The 16,405-nt window shown below is 36.6% G+C and carries 18 protein-coding genes, 1 pseudogene and 2 other annotated features (1 of these 21 running past the window's edge); of the genes and pseudogenes, 17 read left to right on the top strand and 2 right to left on the bottom strand.

Going from position 1 to position 16,405, the window contains the following annotated elements; translation table 11 throughout:
• Positions 1-17 precede the first annotated feature (17 nt).
• The 13 genes from coaE to MLD65_RS07355 all read left to right on the top strand — a co-directional run bounded on the left by coaE (position 18) and on the right by MLD65_RS07355 (position 11,255).
• Entirely contained in the window at positions 18-632 is a 615-nt protein-coding gene (coaE, locus tag MLD65_RS07415) for a dephospho-CoA kinase (protein ID WP_243291230.1), read from the top strand.
• A gap of 179 nt (positions 633-811) precedes the next feature.
• Positions 812-1,834: a glyceraldehyde-3-phosphate dehydrogenase gene (locus tag MLD65_RS07410; protein ID WP_243291229.1), complete on the top strand. Its 1,023-nt coding sequence runs from the start codon at positions 812-814 to the stop codon at positions 1,832-1,834.
• 336 nt (positions 1,835-2,170) lie between these two features.
• On the top strand, positions 2,171-2,551 hold the full coding sequence (gene speD / locus MLD65_RS07405; protein WP_243291228.1) for an adenosylmethionine decarboxylase: 381 nt from the start codon (positions 2,171-2,173) through the stop codon (positions 2,549-2,551).
• A gap of 99 nt (positions 2,552-2,650) precedes the next feature.
• A complete protein-coding gene (locus MLD65_RS07400; protein ID WP_243291227.1) occupies positions 2,651-3,037 on the top strand; it encodes a cytosolic protein in 387 nt (128 codons plus the stop codon).
• A gap of 96 nt (positions 3,038-3,133) precedes the next feature.
• A complete protein-coding gene (gene nrdR, locus MLD65_RS07395) occupies positions 3,134-3,592 on the top strand; it encodes a transcriptional regulator NrdR (RefSeq protein WP_243291226.1) in 459 nt (152 codons plus the stop codon).
• 125 nt (positions 3,593-3,717) lie between these two features.
• A complete protein-coding gene (locus tag MLD65_RS07390; protein WP_243291225.1) occupies positions 3,718-5,103 on the top strand; it encodes a replication initiation and membrane attachment family protein in 1,386 nt (461 codons plus the stop codon).
• Between the two features lie 17 nt (positions 5,104-5,120).
• Complete coding sequence (dnaI, locus tag MLD65_RS07385; RefSeq protein ID WP_243291224.1) at positions 5,121-6,053, top strand: primosomal protein DnaI; 933 nt, start codon at positions 5,121-5,123, stop codon at positions 6,051-6,053.
• Positions 6,054-6,301: 248 nt separating this feature from the next.
• Positions 6,302-7,147: a putative sporulation protein YtxC gene (ytxC, locus tag MLD65_RS07380; protein ID WP_243291223.1), complete on the top strand. Its 846-nt coding sequence runs from the start codon at positions 6,302-6,304 to the stop codon at positions 7,145-7,147.
• A gap of 355 nt (positions 7,148-7,502) precedes the next feature.
• Entirely contained in the window at positions 7,503-9,434 is a 1,932-nt protein-coding gene (gene thrS / locus MLD65_RS07375; protein WP_243291222.1) for a threonine--tRNA ligase, read from the top strand.
• A 128-nt stretch (positions 9,435-9,562) separates the two neighbouring features.
• Positions 9,563-9,696, top strand: a sequence feature (ribosomal protein L20 leader region).
• Positions 9,697-9,762: 66 nt separating this feature from the next.
• Positions 9,763-10,284: a translation initiation factor IF-3 gene (infC, locus tag MLD65_RS07370; protein WP_243291276.1), complete on the top strand. Its 522-nt coding sequence runs from the start codon at positions 9,763-9,765 to the stop codon at positions 10,282-10,284.
• Between the two features lie 16 nt (positions 10,285-10,300).
• Positions 10,301-10,501: a 50S ribosomal protein L35 gene (rpmI, locus tag MLD65_RS07365; RefSeq protein ID WP_243291221.1), complete on the top strand. Its 201-nt coding sequence runs from the start codon at positions 10,301-10,303 to the stop codon at positions 10,499-10,501.
• 29 nt (positions 10,502-10,530) lie between these two features.
• A complete protein-coding gene (gene rplT / locus MLD65_RS07360; protein ID WP_243291220.1) occupies positions 10,531-10,890 on the top strand; it encodes a 50S ribosomal protein L20 in 360 nt (119 codons plus the stop codon).
• 107 nt (positions 10,891-10,997) lie between these two features.
• Positions 10,998-11,255, top strand: coding sequence for a DUF1294 domain-containing protein (locus MLD65_RS07355; protein WP_243291219.1), 258 nt, complete (start codon positions 10,998-11,000; stop codon positions 11,253-11,255).
• A gap of 44 nt (positions 11,256-11,299) precedes the next feature.
• Here the strand turns inward: MLD65_RS07355 and MLD65_RS07350 are convergent, their stop codons facing one another.
• Entirely contained in the window at positions 11,300-11,689 is a 390-nt protein-coding gene (locus tag MLD65_RS07350; RefSeq protein WP_243291218.1) for a sigma-w pathway protein ysdB, read from the bottom strand.
• A gap of 157 nt (positions 11,690-11,846) precedes the next feature.
• Between MLD65_RS07350 and MLD65_RS07345 the strand changes: the two genes are divergently transcribed.
• Both MLD65_RS07345 and MLD65_RS07340 read left to right on the top strand, forming a co-directional pair.
• Positions 11,847-12,335, top strand: a complete 489-nt coding sequence (locus tag MLD65_RS07345) for a dUTP diphosphatase (protein ID WP_243291217.1) — start codon at positions 11,847-11,849, stop codon at positions 12,333-12,335.
• 69 nt (positions 12,336-12,404) lie between these two features.
• Complete coding sequence (locus tag MLD65_RS07340; RefSeq protein WP_243291216.1) at positions 12,405-13,490, top strand: M42 family metallopeptidase; 1,086 nt, start codon at positions 12,405-12,407, stop codon at positions 13,488-13,490.
• 53 nt (positions 13,491-13,543) lie between these two features.
• Here the strand turns inward: MLD65_RS07340 and sspI are convergent, their stop codons facing one another.
• Complete coding sequence (sspI, locus tag MLD65_RS07335; protein ID WP_243291215.1) at positions 13,544-13,750, bottom strand: small acid-soluble spore protein SspI; 207 nt, start codon at positions 13,748-13,750, stop codon at positions 13,544-13,546.
• Between the two features lie 297 nt (positions 13,751-14,047).
• Between sspI and MLD65_RS07330 the strand changes: the two are divergent.
• Both MLD65_RS07330 and MLD65_RS07325 read left to right on the top strand, forming a co-directional pair.
• Positions 14,048-15,213 (top strand): annotated as a pseudogene (locus MLD65_RS07330) (RNA-guided endonuclease InsQ/TnpB family protein).
• 132 nt (positions 15,214-15,345) lie between these two features.
• Entirely contained in the window at positions 15,346-16,122 is a 777-nt protein-coding gene (locus MLD65_RS07325; RefSeq protein WP_243291275.1) for a TrmH family RNA methyltransferase, read from the top strand.
• Positions 16,123-16,172: 50 nt separating this feature from the next.
• Positions 16,173-16,405: a binding site (T-box leader), on the top strand; it runs 6 nt beyond the window's last position.

Below are 16,405 nucleotides of genomic sequence, written 5' to 3'. Positions count from 1 at the left end.
AGGAGCTGGAAGCATCGATGTCCCTAATTGTTGGATTAACCGGAAGTATTGCAAGTGGTAAAAGTACTGTAGCGAACATGATGAAAGAAATGTCTATTCCAATTGTTGATGCAGATAATATCGCAAGGGATGTCGTGTCTATTGGCGAGCCTGCTTATTTAAAAATTGTAGACACGTTTGGAAATGAAATTTTACAGAAGGATAAAACGATTGATCGTGCCAAGCTTGGTTCCATTATTTTTCAAGATGAAACAAAGAGGAAACAGTTAAATGAAATTGTTCACCCTGCTGTTCGTTCTGAAATGAAGCGTAAACAACAAATGTACGTTGAAAAAGGTGAACCGCTTATCGTATTAGATATCCCACTCCTGTTTGAAAGTAAGCTGACACATTTTGTGGAAAAAATTCTTGTAGTCTATGTCGATGAACAAACACAGCTCGATCGATTAATGAAAAGAAATGGATTTACAAAGGAAGAAGCGTTAGCCCGTATCAATGCGCAAATGCCCCTTAAAGAAAAAGCTGAAAAGGCTGATGAAGTTATTGATAACAACGGTTCTCTCGATGAGACGAAACAACAATTAATGAAGATCCTTGATAAGTGGGGGGTTCAATCATCAACGTCTCGTTAAATAATGGATACTAAAGCGTAAAAAAGTTCACTTTATAAAAGTGGACTCTTTTTTTAGCCTAAAATTGTAGTTTATAAAAAAATATTTAATTTTATTATTCCATTTTTAAATCAATATGATATACTGTTTATCAGAAAGTGTTTTAAAAGTATAACACAATTAGCTGGAAGGGGATATATATGAAAGCTAAAGTCGCGATAAATGGATTTGGACGAATTGGAAGAATGGTATTTCGTAAAGCAATTCTTGAAGAGGATTTAAATATTGTTGCCATTAATGCGAGCTATCCTGCAGAAACGTTAGCGCATTTAATAAAATATGATACAAATCATGGGAAGTTTGAAGGAGAAGTTATTCCAAACGATGACCATTTACTTGTTAATGGACAGAAAGTGTTGTTATTAAATAATCGTGATCCGCGCGAGCTTCCTTGGAAAGAATTAAATATTGATATCGTCATTGAAGCTACAGGTAAATTTAATGCACGTGATAAAGCAATGATGCATGTTGAAGCTGGGGCTAAAAAAGTAATTTTAACAGCACCAGGGAAAAATGAAGACGTAACAATCGTTATGGGTGTAAACGAAGATCAATATGATCAAGATAAACATGTCATTATTTCAAATGCATCTTGTACAACGAACTGTTTAGCTCCAGTTGCAAAAGTATTAGATGAGCAGTTTGGAATTGAAAACGGTTTAATGACAACGGTTCATGCTTATACAAATGATCAAAAAAATATTGATAACCCACATAAAGATTTACGTCGTGCTCGTGCATGCGGTCAATCCATCATTCCAACGACGACGGGTGCAGCAAAAGCATTATCATTAGTACTTCCGCAATTAAAAGGAAAATTACATGGACTTGCTTTACGTGTTCCTACAACAAATGTATCATTAGTTGATTTAGTTGTGGACTTAAAGAGAGAGGTAACGGCTGAAGAGGTAAATGAAGCGTTTATTACAGCGTCTCGAGGAGAGCTTAAAGGAATTTTAGACTTCTCGTCAGAACCTTTAGTTTCCATTGATTATAATACAAATGAGTTTTCGGCAACAATTGACGGTTTAACGACAATGGTGATGGGAGAACGAAAAGTAAAAGTGTTAGCATGGTATGATAACGAATGGGGTTATTCTTGCCGTGTCGTAGACTTGACGAAAATGGTTGCTTCCAAACTAAAAAACTTAACGACGGTTTGAGAGGAAAAGGGTGACTAAATAAGTCGCCCTTCATTCGTTATACGGTGCGGTATATAAGGATATTTAACTTCTGTCGGATAATTCATTGTGGTTAGGAAAGGTTAATATTAATCACCGCAAAACTTAACCCTTTAACGATAAAGTATTTTTTTTTGAGAAAAGTGTGTTGCAAAAACAAAATAAACCATATATACTATTTTTCGTGAACTTCTTAAACGCAAGGTAATGTGACTACTTAAAGGGTTAGGACCTCTTTGGACTAACTTTCCCCCGTGGTAGTTAAACATGCCGTAGTGCGAAGAATTCATAAATAAAAGTTAAAGGGGGACCATAACGATGGAAACAATGGGACGTCACGTTATCTCTGAGTTATGGGGATGCGATTTTGATAAGTTGAATGATATGGATTTTATTGAAAAAACATTTGTTAATGCAGCGTTAAAATCGGGTGCGGAAGTTCGCGAAGTAGCTTTTCATAAGTTTGCACCACAAGGAGTTAGTGGTGTAGTCATTATTTCTGAGTCGCACTTAACGATTCACAGCTTTCCTGAACATGGATATGCAAGCATTGATGTTTACACATGCGGTGATTTAAACCCAAATGTTGCAGCAGACTATATTGCGGAGGCTCTTGGTGCTGATACGCGTGAGAATATTGAAATTCCTCGTGGAATGGGTCCAGTTCAAGTAAATCAAGGGAAAGTAAACGCATTATAAAATTGTATGAATAGTTTAGAGGTGTCAGATATGAATCTGCACCTTTTTTTGTTATATGATATAAACATAGGTCGGTTTACGCATAATGGAGGTTTTTCGATGAAAGTGTCGCAAAAAATTCAATCCGTATTTTCTACACAACAAGAAACGAGGGAACATCACGAAGATCCACAGTTAAAGAGTAAATATTATAAAGTAAATAAGAAGTCTGCTCTTGAAACGATTCAATTGATTTTGAACGAATTAGATGGTTATCACATTTCGTCCATTTCTGAAGAACATGGAGAGATCAGTGTCGATATACAAATGAAGAAAAAAGCGTTTATGGTTATTTCTGTTGTAACGGTTCGTCCGTTTGAAACAGCCATTGATTTAACGGTGACAACTGAAACTTTGTGGCCACTTGATTTTGGTTTTAGTAAAGCGATCATTGTCGAATTATATAATCGTCTAGACGAGCAGTTGCCGAAATTGGAAAAGAAGTAAAAGTACGTAAAGGACTTTCTAATGCTTGTATCAAGGCGTTCTTTTTAATATGATGTTTAGTAGGAAAAGTGATTCGTATAGAATGGAGCTGGTCGTATGAAGTGTCCTTCCTGTCATCATCAAGGGACAAGAGTATTAGACTCACGTCCCGTAGATGAAGGAAAATCGATTCGAAGACGGAGGGAATGTGAAAGCTGTCAATATCGGTTTACAACATTTGAAAAAGTTGAAGAAATCCCTCTTATCGTAGTGAAAAAAGAGGGAACACGTGAAGAATTTAGTCGTGAAAAGATGCTTCGCGGCTTAATTAAAGCTTGTGAAAAAAGACCGGTAGCATTAAAGCAGTTGGAAGAGATTGTCCAAGAAATAGAAAAAGAGCTACGAAACCAAGGTGTTTCAGAAATTAGCAGCGATACTATTGGTGAAATGGTGATGGATCGTCTAGCTAAAGTTGATGATGTAGCCTATGTAAGATTTGCTTCCGTTTATAGACAATTTAAAGATATAAATGTGTTTATAGAAGAACTAAAAGAATTAATTAAAAAAGAACGTTGAAGAGCTTAACGAGCAATTAAGCTCTTTTTTTAAAATTAAAGAAAGAAATTTTTGCCCGAGGGTGAGAAAGGGCGCCCCTGCGCTTTTCAAACAAACGTAGAGGAAGTGGGAGGTTTGAGTATAATATGAATTATCATTGGAAGGAGCTTGTTCCCATTGACCGATACGTTGTACGATCCAATGGTATGTTGCATGATTACGATCGGAAAATTTTAACCTTGTTATATCAACCGTTAGTTGGAGCAAAAGCTTATAGTTTATATATGTCGTTATGGAGTGAACTAGAGGAGAATCGTCTATCTGCAGAGGAGTCAACACATCACTCCTTAATGGCAATTATGCAGCTTCCGCTAAATGAAATTTATCAAGAACGTCTAAAATTAGAAGGAATGGGGCTATTAAATACGTATCAAATGGATGCGGAAGATCCAAAAAAGTTTATTTATGAGCTTCAGCCACCATTATCCCCAAAGTGGTTTTTTAGCGATGGAATGTTAAATGTGTACTTATATAATCGTGTTGGTAAAAGGCGTTATCAACAATTAAAAGAATTTTTCTCCGATAACCAAATGCCGAACAATGTAAAAGATATAACGAAGGATTTTAATGAAGTGTTTCAATCCATTCTCATGTCTGAACTGAAAACAATTCCAGAAGATGACGAAAGCATATTAACGAAAGAGCTTATAAATCGTTCGGATGGGAAGTCTGTTATCGTGCATGACGAAACATTTGATTTTCAACTATTTTTAGCGGGGTTATCGGAAAATTTAGTCCCGAAAAAAGCGATTACGCCAGCTGTAAAAGAAGCGATTAAAAAGCTAGCCTATATATATGGCATTAGCCCAATTGATATGAAAAATGTCGTCTTGGATGCCGTCGATGAACGAGATGAAATCAATATTGAACAATTGAGAAAATCAGCGAGGGATTGGTATCAATTTGAATGTGGGGAAGATCTTCCGGCGTTAATGGAAAAAGTCCAGCCCCTTCCTTACCGTTTAAAAAAGAATGAAGTCTTGGATGTTAAAGATAGGGAACTCATTGAAAAACTTGAATCGCTTACTCCTCGTCAATTTTTAATTGATATATCAGGTGGAATCGAACCGTCACAATCAGACTTAAAAATAATTGAAGAAGTCATGTTTAAATTTCAATTACTTCCAGGTGTTGTTAATGTTCTTATTTACTATGTTATGCTAAAAACAGATATGAAGCTTTCGAAAGCATATGTAGAAAAAATCGCAAGCCATTGGGGAAGAAAAGGAGTAAAAACAGTAAAAGATGCAATGGAACTAGCGAAAAAAGAACATCGTCAATATCAAGAATGGGCCGAACCGAAACCGAAACAAAAGAAACGTAGACAAATTGTTCGAAAAGAAAAGCTCCCTTCATGGTTGAAAAATGAAGAGATCGTTGAAGAACATAACTTGGAAGATGAATCATTTGAATTAGAGCGTAAAAAATTGGAAGCGCGTATTCGAAAATTTAAAAAGAAACCTAAATCATAAGAAAGGGGGATAGCCCTTTGGAGCCTATTGAAAAATCATTAAGGAATATCATTGGTAGACAGGACTTCAATGAGCGTTTTATGCAATTAAAGCAAATGGTATTAGCAGATTCGCATATTCAACAGTTTTTACACGATCATTCGAATGAAGTCGATAACGCGATGATTGACCGCAGTCTTGTGAAATTGTATGAATTTGTTCAGCAAAGTAAAAACTGTGAGCAATGTCTGAATTTGACTGAATGTAAAAATATGATTAAAGGATATACACCAACATTAATCATACAAGGAAAAACGATCGATTGTGCGTACAATGAATGTTCAAAAAAAATGATCCATGACGCGAGAAAACGTCAAGAGGCATTAGTCAAAAGTATGTACATTCCGAAGGATATATTAAATGCACATTTAGATGATATTGCGCTAGATGAGCCGAGTCGTTTAAAGGTTGTATCATTAGCTCAAGATTTTATTGAACAATATTCAAGTGATAAACGGTTAAAAGGATTATATATATACGGTGCTTTTGGGGTTGGAAAAACGTTTGTGCTTGGGGCTATTGCGAATGAGCTAGCTGAGCACAATGTTTCATCGATGCTCGTGTATGTGCCTGAGTTTATGCGTGAATTAAAAGGGTCAATTCATGATCATTCATTAAATGAAAAAATTGAAGCTGTGAAAAAGGTTCCAGTATTAATGCTTGATGATATTGGAGCTGAATCGATGTCAAGTTGGCTACGGGACGATATATTAGGAACCATTCTTCAATTTCGTATGCTTGAAAACTTACCAACATTTTTCACTTCGAATTTTGATTTTGATGAGTTAACACATCATTTAACATACTCACAACGTGGAGAAATGGAAGAAGTCAAAGCGCTTCGTATTATGGAACGGATAAAATATTTAGCAACTCCTGTTGAATTAAAAGGAAGAAATCGTAGAATGTAAATTAAAAGCCACTCTTAATTGAGTGGTTTTTTCGTTTGAATTCGCTAAAGCGTTAAAATGCAATGAATGGAGCTTGTCCAGCGAAAGCCACCTACCCCCTCCACGTCAAATAACCTTCATCCAATAAAGTCAAAGAGCGCCTTTCTTATCGACAAAAGTCCCCGAATAAAGACATTCGTTTCACTTCTAAAAATGACTTGTCTCCCATATACATAGAAGCAGGTGTTGGCAAATAAGGGGGGAGATGAGTGATTCAAATTGTACTCTCAACGAAAAAAGAAGCAGAATATATTTTACATTTACTACTAGAAGCTGAAAAAAATGAACATGACACCGTTTGGCAAGAAAGAGATACGATTATTACTTGTACGAGCGACAGGTGGGAAGACTTTTTACAAGATGTGTTAATCCCGACTTTATTAACTTTTTTAACGAAAATAAAGGAACCACAACTCCTATTATCGATTATGAAAGAAAAGTTTTATTATACGGATGAAGATGAACAACAACAAATTTTACATATCGCACAATCTATTATGGAAGGGGAACGAGATGAAATTCCGAAGGTGAAAGATTTTGAACCAAGAGAGCAATTTTTATACACATCCTTCCTACGGTTTCTTCGTCCAGAACTAACGTTTTTTATGGATTCATTTATTCGTTTTCGGCTTCATCACTATTTAAAACGATTAACGGAATATGTTGAAATTTCCATCGAAGAATACAAGTTGGAACAAGAATACCAAAATTTTATTCAAGGCTTACGGGAATACGTCATAAAACATGAGCCGAAAGTAAAGGGAGTGCACCTTCTTCATCAAGATAATTCGAGTTTTTTAATTTATAATGATACATGGAAAGAACTGACCCCAAATGAATTGAAATCATTTATTGATCGCCATTTTATTTATCAGCATCCCATGTATATTGATTCAAAGCTACTTGCACCTCTTGTGTCAATGGCTCCAAAAACATTATCCATTTATTCCGATGAACAAGACGAAGGGATGATTGTGACGATTCAAAATATTTTTCAAGAAAGAGTGTCAATCTATTCAAGGGATGCTTTTCATCAGCGGAAAGCTTCTTTTTAGAGAGGTCTTGATTTCTTTAAAAATAACGTCTATAATACGGGTAAACCTCATATGAACAAGTTATGATGAGGACATGGGAGTATTAAGGCGGTTCCTAGAGAGGGAAGGCATAGGCTGAAACCTTCCTAACACGAGTAATGCTCTTACCACCTCTAAACTTCAGTAGTGAACGGTACACCTAGTAATTGCTGACGCTTAACACCCGTTACTGTGTCTTGAGCCGTACGACATTTTATTTAAGTATTTCTGTTGTATGGGAACAAGGGTGGAACCACGAGATTTTTGTACATAATACTCGTCCCTTTCATAGGGGCGAGTTTTTTATTTGTAAAAATTTTAAAGGAGTGATTGACACATGGCAGAAGTTGTAAACATCACATTCCCGGATGGAGCTGTTAAGGAGTTTCCAAAAGGTATTACGACAGAAGAAATTGCTGCATCTATTAGTCCTGGCTTAAAGAAAAAAGCGATCGCAGGGAAATTAAACGGAACACCGCTTGATTTGAAAACGGCGATTGAACAAGATGGTATGATTGAGATTATCACACAAGGCACTGACGAAGCGCTCGAAATTTTACGTCATAGTACAGCGCATTTAATGGCGCAAGCGATCAAACGTTTATACAAAGATGTTAAGCTTGGAATAGGACCAGTGATTGAAAACGGGTTCTACTATGATATTGATATGGAAGAAGCGATTACACCAGAAGATTTACCAAAAATTGAAAAAGAAATGAAGAAAATTGTCGGTGAAAATTTAGCTGTTATTCGTAAAGAAGTAAGCCGAGAAGAAGCGAAGAAATTATACGAAGAAATGGGCGACAATTTAAAGCTTGAATTATTAGATGATATTCCAGAAGGTGAACCGATCTCGATTTATGAGCAAGGTGAATTCTTTGACCTATGTCGCGGCGTACATGTTCCTTCTACAGGAAAAATTAAAGAGTTCAAGTTGTTAAGTGTCGCAGGCGCGTATTGGCGAGGAGATAGTAAAAACAAAATGCTTCAACGTATTTACGGAACAGCCTTTTTTACAAAGGAAGATTTAAAAGAGCATCTCCGTCTTTTAGAAGAAGCGAAAGAACGTGACCATCGTAAATTAGGGAAAGAACTTAACTTGTTCACAAATTCCCAAAAAGTTGGCCAAGGATTACCCCTTTGGTTACCAAAAGGTGCGACGATTCGACGTACGATTGAGCGCTATATCGTTGACAAGGAAGTTCAGCTTGGATATGAACACGTGTATACTCCTGTATTGGGAAGTGTTGACCTTTATAAAACGTCTGGTCACTTGGATCATTATCAAGAAGATATGTTTCCGAAAATGGAAATGGACAATGAAGAGCTTGTCCTTCGTCCAATGAATTGTCCGCACCATATGATGGTGTATAAAAATGACATCCATAGTTATCGTGAATTACCGATTCGTATTGCTGAGCTTGGTACAATGCACCGTTATGAAATGTCGGGTGCGCTAACAGGCTTACAGCGTGTACGTGGCATGACATTAAACGATGCACACATTTTTGTTCGTCCCGATCAAATTAAGGAAGAATTTATCCGTGTCGTTCGCTTAATTGAAGAAGTATATAAAGATTTTGGTATTAACGATTATTCTTTCCGTTTGTCTTATCGTGACCCAGAAGATAAAGAAAAATATTTTGATGATGATGCGATGTGGGAAAAAGCTCAAAGCATGTTAAAAGCAGCGATGGATGAGCTTGGCTTAGAGTATTACGAAGCAGAAGGTGAAGCGGCATTTTATGGTCCAAAATTAGATGTACAAGTACGAACAGCTTTAGGTAAAGATGAAACGTTATCAACAGTACAGCTTGACTTCTTATTACCTGAACGCTTTGACTTAACGTATGTAGGAGAAGATGGAAAACAACATCGTCCCGTTGTAATCCACCGTGGTGTCGTTTCAACGATGGAACGTTTTGTTGCTTTCTTAATTGAAGAATACAAAGGAGCGTTCCCGACGTGGTTAGCTCCAGTTCAAGTGCAAGTGATTCCAGTATCACCAGCGGTTCATTTAGACTATGCAAAGCAAGTAAAGGAACGCCTGCAACGTGAAGGAATCCGGGTTGAGCTAGATGCACGTGATGAAAAAATTGGCTATAAAATACGTGAAGCGCAAATGAAGAAAATCCCTTATATGTTAGTCGTTGGGGACAATGAAATTCGGGAAGAAGCAGTAAACGTAAGAAAATATGGCGAACAGAAATCTGAAACGGTAGGATTTGAGCAATTCGTTCAAAGCATAGTGATAGATGCTAAAAAATAATGGTTGCATTATATGATTGTTAGTAGTATAATACAAAATGTTGTTTGAATAATAATATTAAATGTTGACAAAGGTTCATTTCCTATGATATAATCTGCAAGGTAAATATAAATTGAATAGTGAACTAATAAACGAAGCAGAAGCACCCGCTTCTCACCTGATTGACGCAACGTCTTGCTGTTAGCAGGTTATGCATATTATTAAATTTGTATCGTATGCAAACGTGTGGGTGTAGTATGCACTCACGCGTTTTTTGTATGTTTTGAAAAACCTAAAAACGGCTTAAAACGACGTGCGCTATTCAGTTAAAAAACCTTGGAGGTGGCTCATTATTAGCAAAGACATGTTTGTAAACGAGGGCATTCGCGCTCGTGAATTACGTCTTATCGGTCAAAACGGTGATCAACTAGGAATCAAATCTCGTCAAGAAGCTCTAGAGATTGCAACACGCGCCAACTTAGATTTAGTGCTTGTCGCACCAAGTGCAAAACCACCTGTCGCTCGTATTATGGACTACGGAAAATTCCGTTTCGAGCAACAGAAGAAAGAAAAGGAAGCGCGAAAAAAACAAAAAACGATTAACGTGAAAGAAGTTCGTCTTAGCCCAACAATTGAGGAGCATGACTTTAATACGAAGCTTCGTAATGCACGTAAATTCCTTGAAAAAGGTGATAAAGTGAAAGCGTCCATTCGCTTTAAAGGACGTGCTATTACACATAAAGAAATTGGACAACGAGTGCTTGACCGTTTTTCTGAAGCATGCTCAGACGTAAGCTCAATTGAATCGAAGCCGAAGATGGAAGGACGTAGCATGTTCATAGTGCTAGCGCCTAATAACGAAAAGAAATAAAAGGGAGGAAAACCTTATGCCTAAAATGAAAACTCATCGCGGTTCAGCGAAACGTTTCAAAAAGACTGGATCTGGAAAATTAAAACGTTCTCATGCGTATACAAGCCACTTATTTGCGAACAAATCTCAAAAACAAAAGCGTAAGCTTCGCAAATCGGCTATCGTAAGCAAAGGTGACTTCAAACGTATTCGTGAAATGCTTACAAACCTTAAATAATATAGAAATAGGATTAGGAGGGAATTTTTATGCCACGCGTAAAAGGCGGAACTGTTACTCGTAGACGTCGTAAAAAAGTGATTAAATTAGCGAAAGGTTATTTCGGTTCTAAACATCGTTTATATAAAGTTGCTAACCAGCAAGTTATGAAATCTTTAATGTATGCTTACCGTGATCGTCGTCAGAAAAAGCGCGACTTCCGTAAGCTTTGGATCACTCGTATCAATGCTGCTGCACGTATGAACGGTCTTTCTTACAGCCGTTTAATGCACGGTTTAAAATTAGCGGGTATTGAAGTGAACCGTAAAATGCTTGCTGAATTAGCGGTTAGCGATGAAAAAGCATTCGCTCAATTAGCTGATGCTGCAAAAGCTCAATTAAATAAATAATCTTTTGATTTAGTCAGACCATTCTCTTCTACTTTGAGAGTGGTCTTTTATTTTAATCTCATAAGGCTGATCTATCAGAATACTGAGGCAATTAAGGTGAGGAGATAATGGAATTAATCTATTATTACATAGCGATCAATATAGTTGGTTATGCCATGATGTATAAAGATAAAATGAGAGCAAAACGAGGTGAATGGAGAATAAAAGAAAAAACATTATGGTTGATGGCATGGTTCGGTGGGGCGATTTTTATGACTTTTGCTATGTGGTCATTTCGACATAAAACAAAACATTTATCGTTCAAATATGGCTTTCCGTTCTTGGCGATTTTGCATATTTTTATCTTATTCCTATTACGCATATAGCGAGCCGAATTGCTTGGCACGCTATATGCGTTGGGACATTCCTTCTATTTCTCTTTTTGAAGAAATTCTTTAACGGGACTTTTCCAATCGATTTTTGCATATGGATAGCTATTTTTTAAGGTCTCCTCAATAAAACGGAAATCCTCCTTCTTTAACCCTTTCAGTTGATTCGGTGTTTTAGTCCAAATGAATATGGAGATGACTTCAAATGATTGATCTGTTGTACCTAAATATTTCTCCCCTTCAAATAAAGCTCCTTTGTATGTTAAAAGAAAATTTTTCCTGACGTTTTCAATGTCATCTAAAAGATAGAAAGATTTTTGTTCATAGGCTAATTCCAGTTTTCGTTTAGGGCTTAAAAAATATTTAATGAAACGATAGATAAGAAATACAATGAACGCAAATAATAAAAGACGAAGAATAAGGACTATCATGGAATGATGCCTCCCTAACACATACTCAAATATCTTGTTTCACTCTAACGATAATTGCTTTATGCTTTCCATACGATTTTCGAACAGAAAGGTTTCAACAAAAAATGAATTTGTTATAATTTTTTTGTAGGACGAACATATAGGAGTGAAACTTAAGATGAATTTAAACCTTTTATTTGACATGCAACGAGAATTGGACAAGCGAATTGAAATGAAGCATGAATTACAAAATGAGTCGCTTATTGAAAGAAAATTATTAGCACTTCTCGTAGAAATTGGGGAGTTGGCTAATGAAACGCGCTGCTTCAAATTTTGGAGTTTGAAGCCACCATCAGAAAAGAAAATCATTTTAGAAGAATATGTGGATGGTCTTCACTTTTTGTTATCGATTGGAATTGAATTAAACATGACAGCCGTAAACATTCCAAGTCCTGAGCCATCTAAAGAAGATTTGACAACACAATTTTTAATGATATATGAAGACATTTCTAGATTTAAAAATAATAGATCAAAAGAACATTATATACAACTTTTCCACCGTTATTTAAACTTAGGTGTTTCGTTACATTTTACAATGGATGATGTGTATCATGCATACGTTTCTAAAAATGAAGTGAACCATGAGCGGCAAAATCAAGGATATTAACACGCTGTCTTTGTAGAAAATTTCGACTTTTTGTATAATGGGATTGTGTGAAAAAAAGGAGGAATTAGCTTGGCAAACTTAGATGAAACGTTAACAATGCTGAAAGAATTAACAGATGCAAAAGGAATTCCTGGCAATGAACGCGAAGTGCGTGACGTCATGAAGAAATACATAACACCTTTCGCTGATGAGGTAAGTACAGACGGTCTTGGAAGCTTAATTGCGAAAAAAGTTGGTGACGCAAATGGGCCTAAGATTATGGTAGCTGGACATTTAGATGAAGTAGGCTTCATGGTTACACAAATTGATGCTAAAGGGTTTGTTCGCTTTCAAACGGTTGGTGGCTGGTGGAGCCAAGTTATGCTAGCACAGCGTGTAACAATCGTGACAAATAAAGGTGATGTGACAGGTGTTATTGGGTCAAAACCACCCCATATTTTACCGCCTGAACAGCGTAAAAAACCAGTTGAAATAAAAGATATGTTTATCGATATTGGTGCCTCAAGCCGTGAAGAAGCAATGGAATTTGGGGTGCGTCCTGGTGACCAAATTGTTCCATTTTTTGAATTTACGGTATTAAAAAATGAAAAGATGCTTTTAGCGAAAGCGTGGGATAATAGAATTGGTTGCGCGATTGCGATTGATGTTTTGAAAAATTTGAAAGACGTAGACCATCCAAACGTTGTATACGGTGTTGGTACAGCACAAGAAGAAGTCGGTTTACGCGGAGCTCGTACGTCAGCGCACACAATTGAACCGGATATTGCTTTTGGAGTAGATGTAGGAATTGCTGGGGACACTCCAGGAGTAACAGAAAAAGAGGCGCAAGGGAAATTAGGCGATGGACCACAAATTATTTTATACGATGCATCGATGGTATCACATAAAGGATTACGTGATTTCGTAACGGGAATAGCAGATGAGTTAAACATCCCTTACCAGTTTGATGCGTTGCCGGGAGGAGGAACTGATTCCGGTGCGATTCATTTAACAGCCAATGGGGTCCCAGCCTTATCCATCACGATCGCAACACGCTATATTCATTCACACGCAGCACTATTGCACCGTGATGATTATGAAAATACGGTGAAATTGATTACGGAAGTTATTAAGCGCCTTGATCAAGAAACAGTTCAAAATATTACGTTCGATTAATGAGAAAGGGTGAACGGTCAATCGTTCACCCTTTTCCTAAAATAAGAAACTTATTATTTTAATCCTTGTTCTAATGATTGGAGCATCTCTTGTTTTTCATTTTCATCTGAATGATTCCAAATGATTTCAAACAAAACTCCGAGACCAGGAAGCATTTTTTCTTCTCCACTTTGAATTGCGTCCACAATAGTATCTTTCAATTGCTCTTGTGTATTACCGGAAACATTTGCAATGATTGCATTTCGTAAGTTTAAGTTCATCCTTTCACCCCCTTTATGATGGAGATACAAATATGAATGAAATATACACTTTTCGTATTCCATTTAATGCTGGAATCTATTCTATATTTTTACCGGTGAACTTTTTAATATGTATGAAAGCTTGAAAAGAAGAGTAAGATGATGGTACGCTTGAAACGCTATAAAAAGTAAATGTTTAATGTTGAAGGAGATTTTTAATAGTTATTTAAAATATGGACAAAAGTATTCATATGTGATGGTATGTGTATATGAAAGAGTTTGCTGAACTTTTAAATGTGTCTGGGGAGGATGTAGACGTTGAAAAGGGCATACAATGTAGAAATCAAACCAACAAACCATCAGATGCAAAAAATCCATAAAACGATCGGTGTTTGTCGCTATGTCTACAATCTATATCTAGAGCGACAAACAAAGAATACTACGAAAAAGAAAAGACTTTTATGAGTGGATACGACTTCTCTAAATGGCTTAACAATGTTTATACAAAAGAACATGACCGATGGATTAAGGATGTTTCCAGTAAGGCGGTTAAGCAATCCATCATGAATGCTGAGAGGGCATTTAAGAATTTCTTTAAAGGATTCGCTAAATTTCCTAGATTTAAAAAGAAAAAGAATCAAGATGTAAAAGCATACTTTCCGAAGAACAACAAAACGGACTGGGCTGTTGAAAGGCATCGAATTAAAATTCCTACAATGGGTTGGGTTCGACTAAAAGAATTTGGTTATATCCCGACCAATGCTGTCGTGAGAAGTGGCACGATATCGCATAAAGCAGGAAGATACTATGTATCTGTGTTGTGTGAAGTAGAAGATAGGAATCAACCAATACACATAAAAGACGGCATTGGTGTAGACTTAGGTGTTAAAGATTTTGCTGTTTGTAGTCATAATAGCGAATTTAAAAACATCAACAAGACAGAGAAAGTAAGAAAATTAGAAAGAACGTTAAAACGAGAACAACGCTCTTTGTCTCGCAAGTACGAACATTTAAAAAAGAAGGGTGGTGAACCTGCTACTAAAAAAAGAGCGAACATAAACAAAAATATACTTCGTATTCAAAAAATACATGCTAGATTAGCCAATATCCGAGAAGAATATATTCGCTATGTGGTGAATAAATTGGTGAAAGCCAAGCCAACATTTATCACGATTGAAGATTTGAACGTAAGAGGCATGCAGAAAAATAAACACCTATCTGATTCAGTAAGCAAGCAGAAGTTCTATCGCTTTCGAGAATGGCTACAATCAAAGTGTAATCAGTATGGTATTGAATTACGATTAGTCAGTCGGTTTTATCCATCTTCTAAATTATGCTCTAGCTGTGGCTTTAAGAAAGTAGACCTAAAGCTATCTGATAGAATGTTCAAATGCCATAACTGCGACACAGAACTAGATCGAGACTTTAATGCTAGTTTAAATCTTAAATATGCAAGCGAATATACGATTATCACTTCTCGATAACGTATATATGTACGGTGGGCTACATCGGAATTTACGCCTGCGGAGTGTTAGACCAAACTCAAGTAGCGAGCAAGTGGCAAAAGAGGACACGGTGAAGCAGGAAGAATCTAGCATAGATACGTATATTTGTCTATGTTTTTAGTAGCAGATCGACACGAATTGAAAGTGCTTGAATCGGTGAAAAACCCAAAAATTAAAGCGTTAAAAAAGCTATTAACGAAAAAAGAGCGTGACAAAACGAAACAATTTTTAGTTGAAGGCTTTCATTTAGTAGAGGAAGCCTTAAAAGCGAAGGTAGCAGTAGAGCTGATTCTTTCAGAAAAAGTCGTTATTCCATCAGATTGGTCGGTTGAACAAGTAGACATAACGAAAGTAACACCTGCTATTATGAAAGAGCTTTGTGAAACAGAAACACCACAAGGAATTATAGCGGTGTGCCGTCAAAAGGAAGAGCATCTGTTGCCAACTTTTCGTAAGGTCTTGTTAATCGATTCAATCCAAGATCCAGGAAATTTAGGAACCATTATCCGAACAGCTGATGCCGCTAAGCTTGATGCTGTTGTTTTAGGGAAAGGAACCGTTGATGTATATAACTCGAAAGTAATTCGCTCAACACAAGGATCGATTTTTCACGTGCCGATTGTAAAAGAGGATTTACGAGACGTTATAAGCGAATTAAAAAAGATGAATGTTCCGGTATACGGAACGTCTTTAACGAACGGAACGTCTTATCGCAATATAAAGCCTAGCAGCGAATTTGCTCTTATCGTAGGGAATGAAGGAAATGGTGTTTCAGAACACGTGCTGCAATTAACGGATCAAAATTTATACATTCCAATTTACGGAAAAGCAGAATCGTTAAATGTAGCTGTTGCCTCCGCGATTTTAATGTACCATTTCGTCAAATGATATTGCGTATTGGATTATTTTTTTTTATAATAAAAATCAATTAAATAATGGAAACAACAATGATGGAGAAGAGTAGTTTACAAACTCGCCATTTAGGGAGAAAATGCCGTGACTGAAAGCATTTTTATGGTAGAGGTAAATGAATTCACCTCCTGAGTAGACACTTGGACCATATATGAACTATATATGTAAAGGTGTACCGGTTAAAAGCCGTTATCGATGAAGAAGTGAACAAAGAGAATGATTTCTTTGTTAACAAGGGTGGTACCGCGAATATCTCGTC

The organism is Bacillus sp. FJAT-47783, from assembly GCF_022808615.1.
Classification (GTDB): Bacteria; Bacillota; Bacilli; order Bacillales; family Aeribacillaceae; genus Bacillus_BZ.
Note: the sequence above shows the minus strand (reverse complement) of the source record. Positions and strands in the feature narration are given on the sequence as shown.

Coding starts and splice junctions, on each gene's coding strand:
- MLD65_RS07410 (WP_243291229.1), top strand. CDS start 812: ATGAAAGCTAAAGTCGCGATAAATGGATTTGGACGAATTGGAAGAATG.
- MLD65_RS07390 (WP_243291225.1), top strand. CDS start 3,718: ATGAATTATCATTGGAAGGAGCTTGTTCCCATTGACCGATACGTTGTA.
- speD (WP_243291228.1), top strand. CDS start 2,171: ATGGAAACAATGGGACGTCACGTTATCTCTGAGTTATGGGGATGCGAT.
- sspI (WP_243291215.1), bottom strand. CDS start 13,750: ATGAACTTAAACTTACGAAATGCAATCATTGCAAATGTTTCCGGTAAT.
- MLD65_RS07400 (WP_243291227.1), top strand. CDS start 2,651: ATGAAAGTGTCGCAAAAAATTCAATCCGTATTTTCTACACAACAAGAA.
- nrdR (WP_243291226.1), top strand. CDS start 3,134: ATGAAGTGTCCTTCCTGTCATCATCAAGGGACAAGAGTATTAGACTCA.
- MLD65_RS07355 (WP_243291219.1), top strand. CDS start 10,998: ATGGAATTAATCTATTATTACATAGCGATCAATATAGTTGGTTATGCC.
- coaE (WP_243291230.1), top strand. CDS start 18: ATGTCCCTAATTGTTGGATTAACCGGAAGTATTGCAAGTGGTAAAAGT.
- thrS (WP_243291222.1), top strand. CDS start 7,503: ATGGCAGAAGTTGTAAACATCACATTCCCGGATGGAGCTGTTAAGGAG.
- MLD65_RS07325 (WP_243291275.1), top strand. CDS start 15,346: ATGTTTTTAGTAGCAGATCGACACGAATTGAAAGTGCTTGAATCGGTG.
- MLD65_RS07350 (WP_243291218.1), bottom strand. CDS start 11,689: ATGATAGTCCTTATTCTTCGTCTTTTATTATTTGCGTTCATTGTATTT.
- rplT (WP_243291220.1), top strand. CDS start 10,531: ATGCCACGCGTAAAAGGCGGAACTGTTACTCGTAGACGTCGTAAAAAA.
- MLD65_RS07345 (WP_243291217.1), top strand. CDS start 11,847: ATGAATTTAAACCTTTTATTTGACATGCAACGAGAATTGGACAAGCGA.
- rpmI (WP_243291221.1), top strand. CDS start 10,301: ATGCCTAAAATGAAAACTCATCGCGGTTCAGCGAAACGTTTCAAAAAG.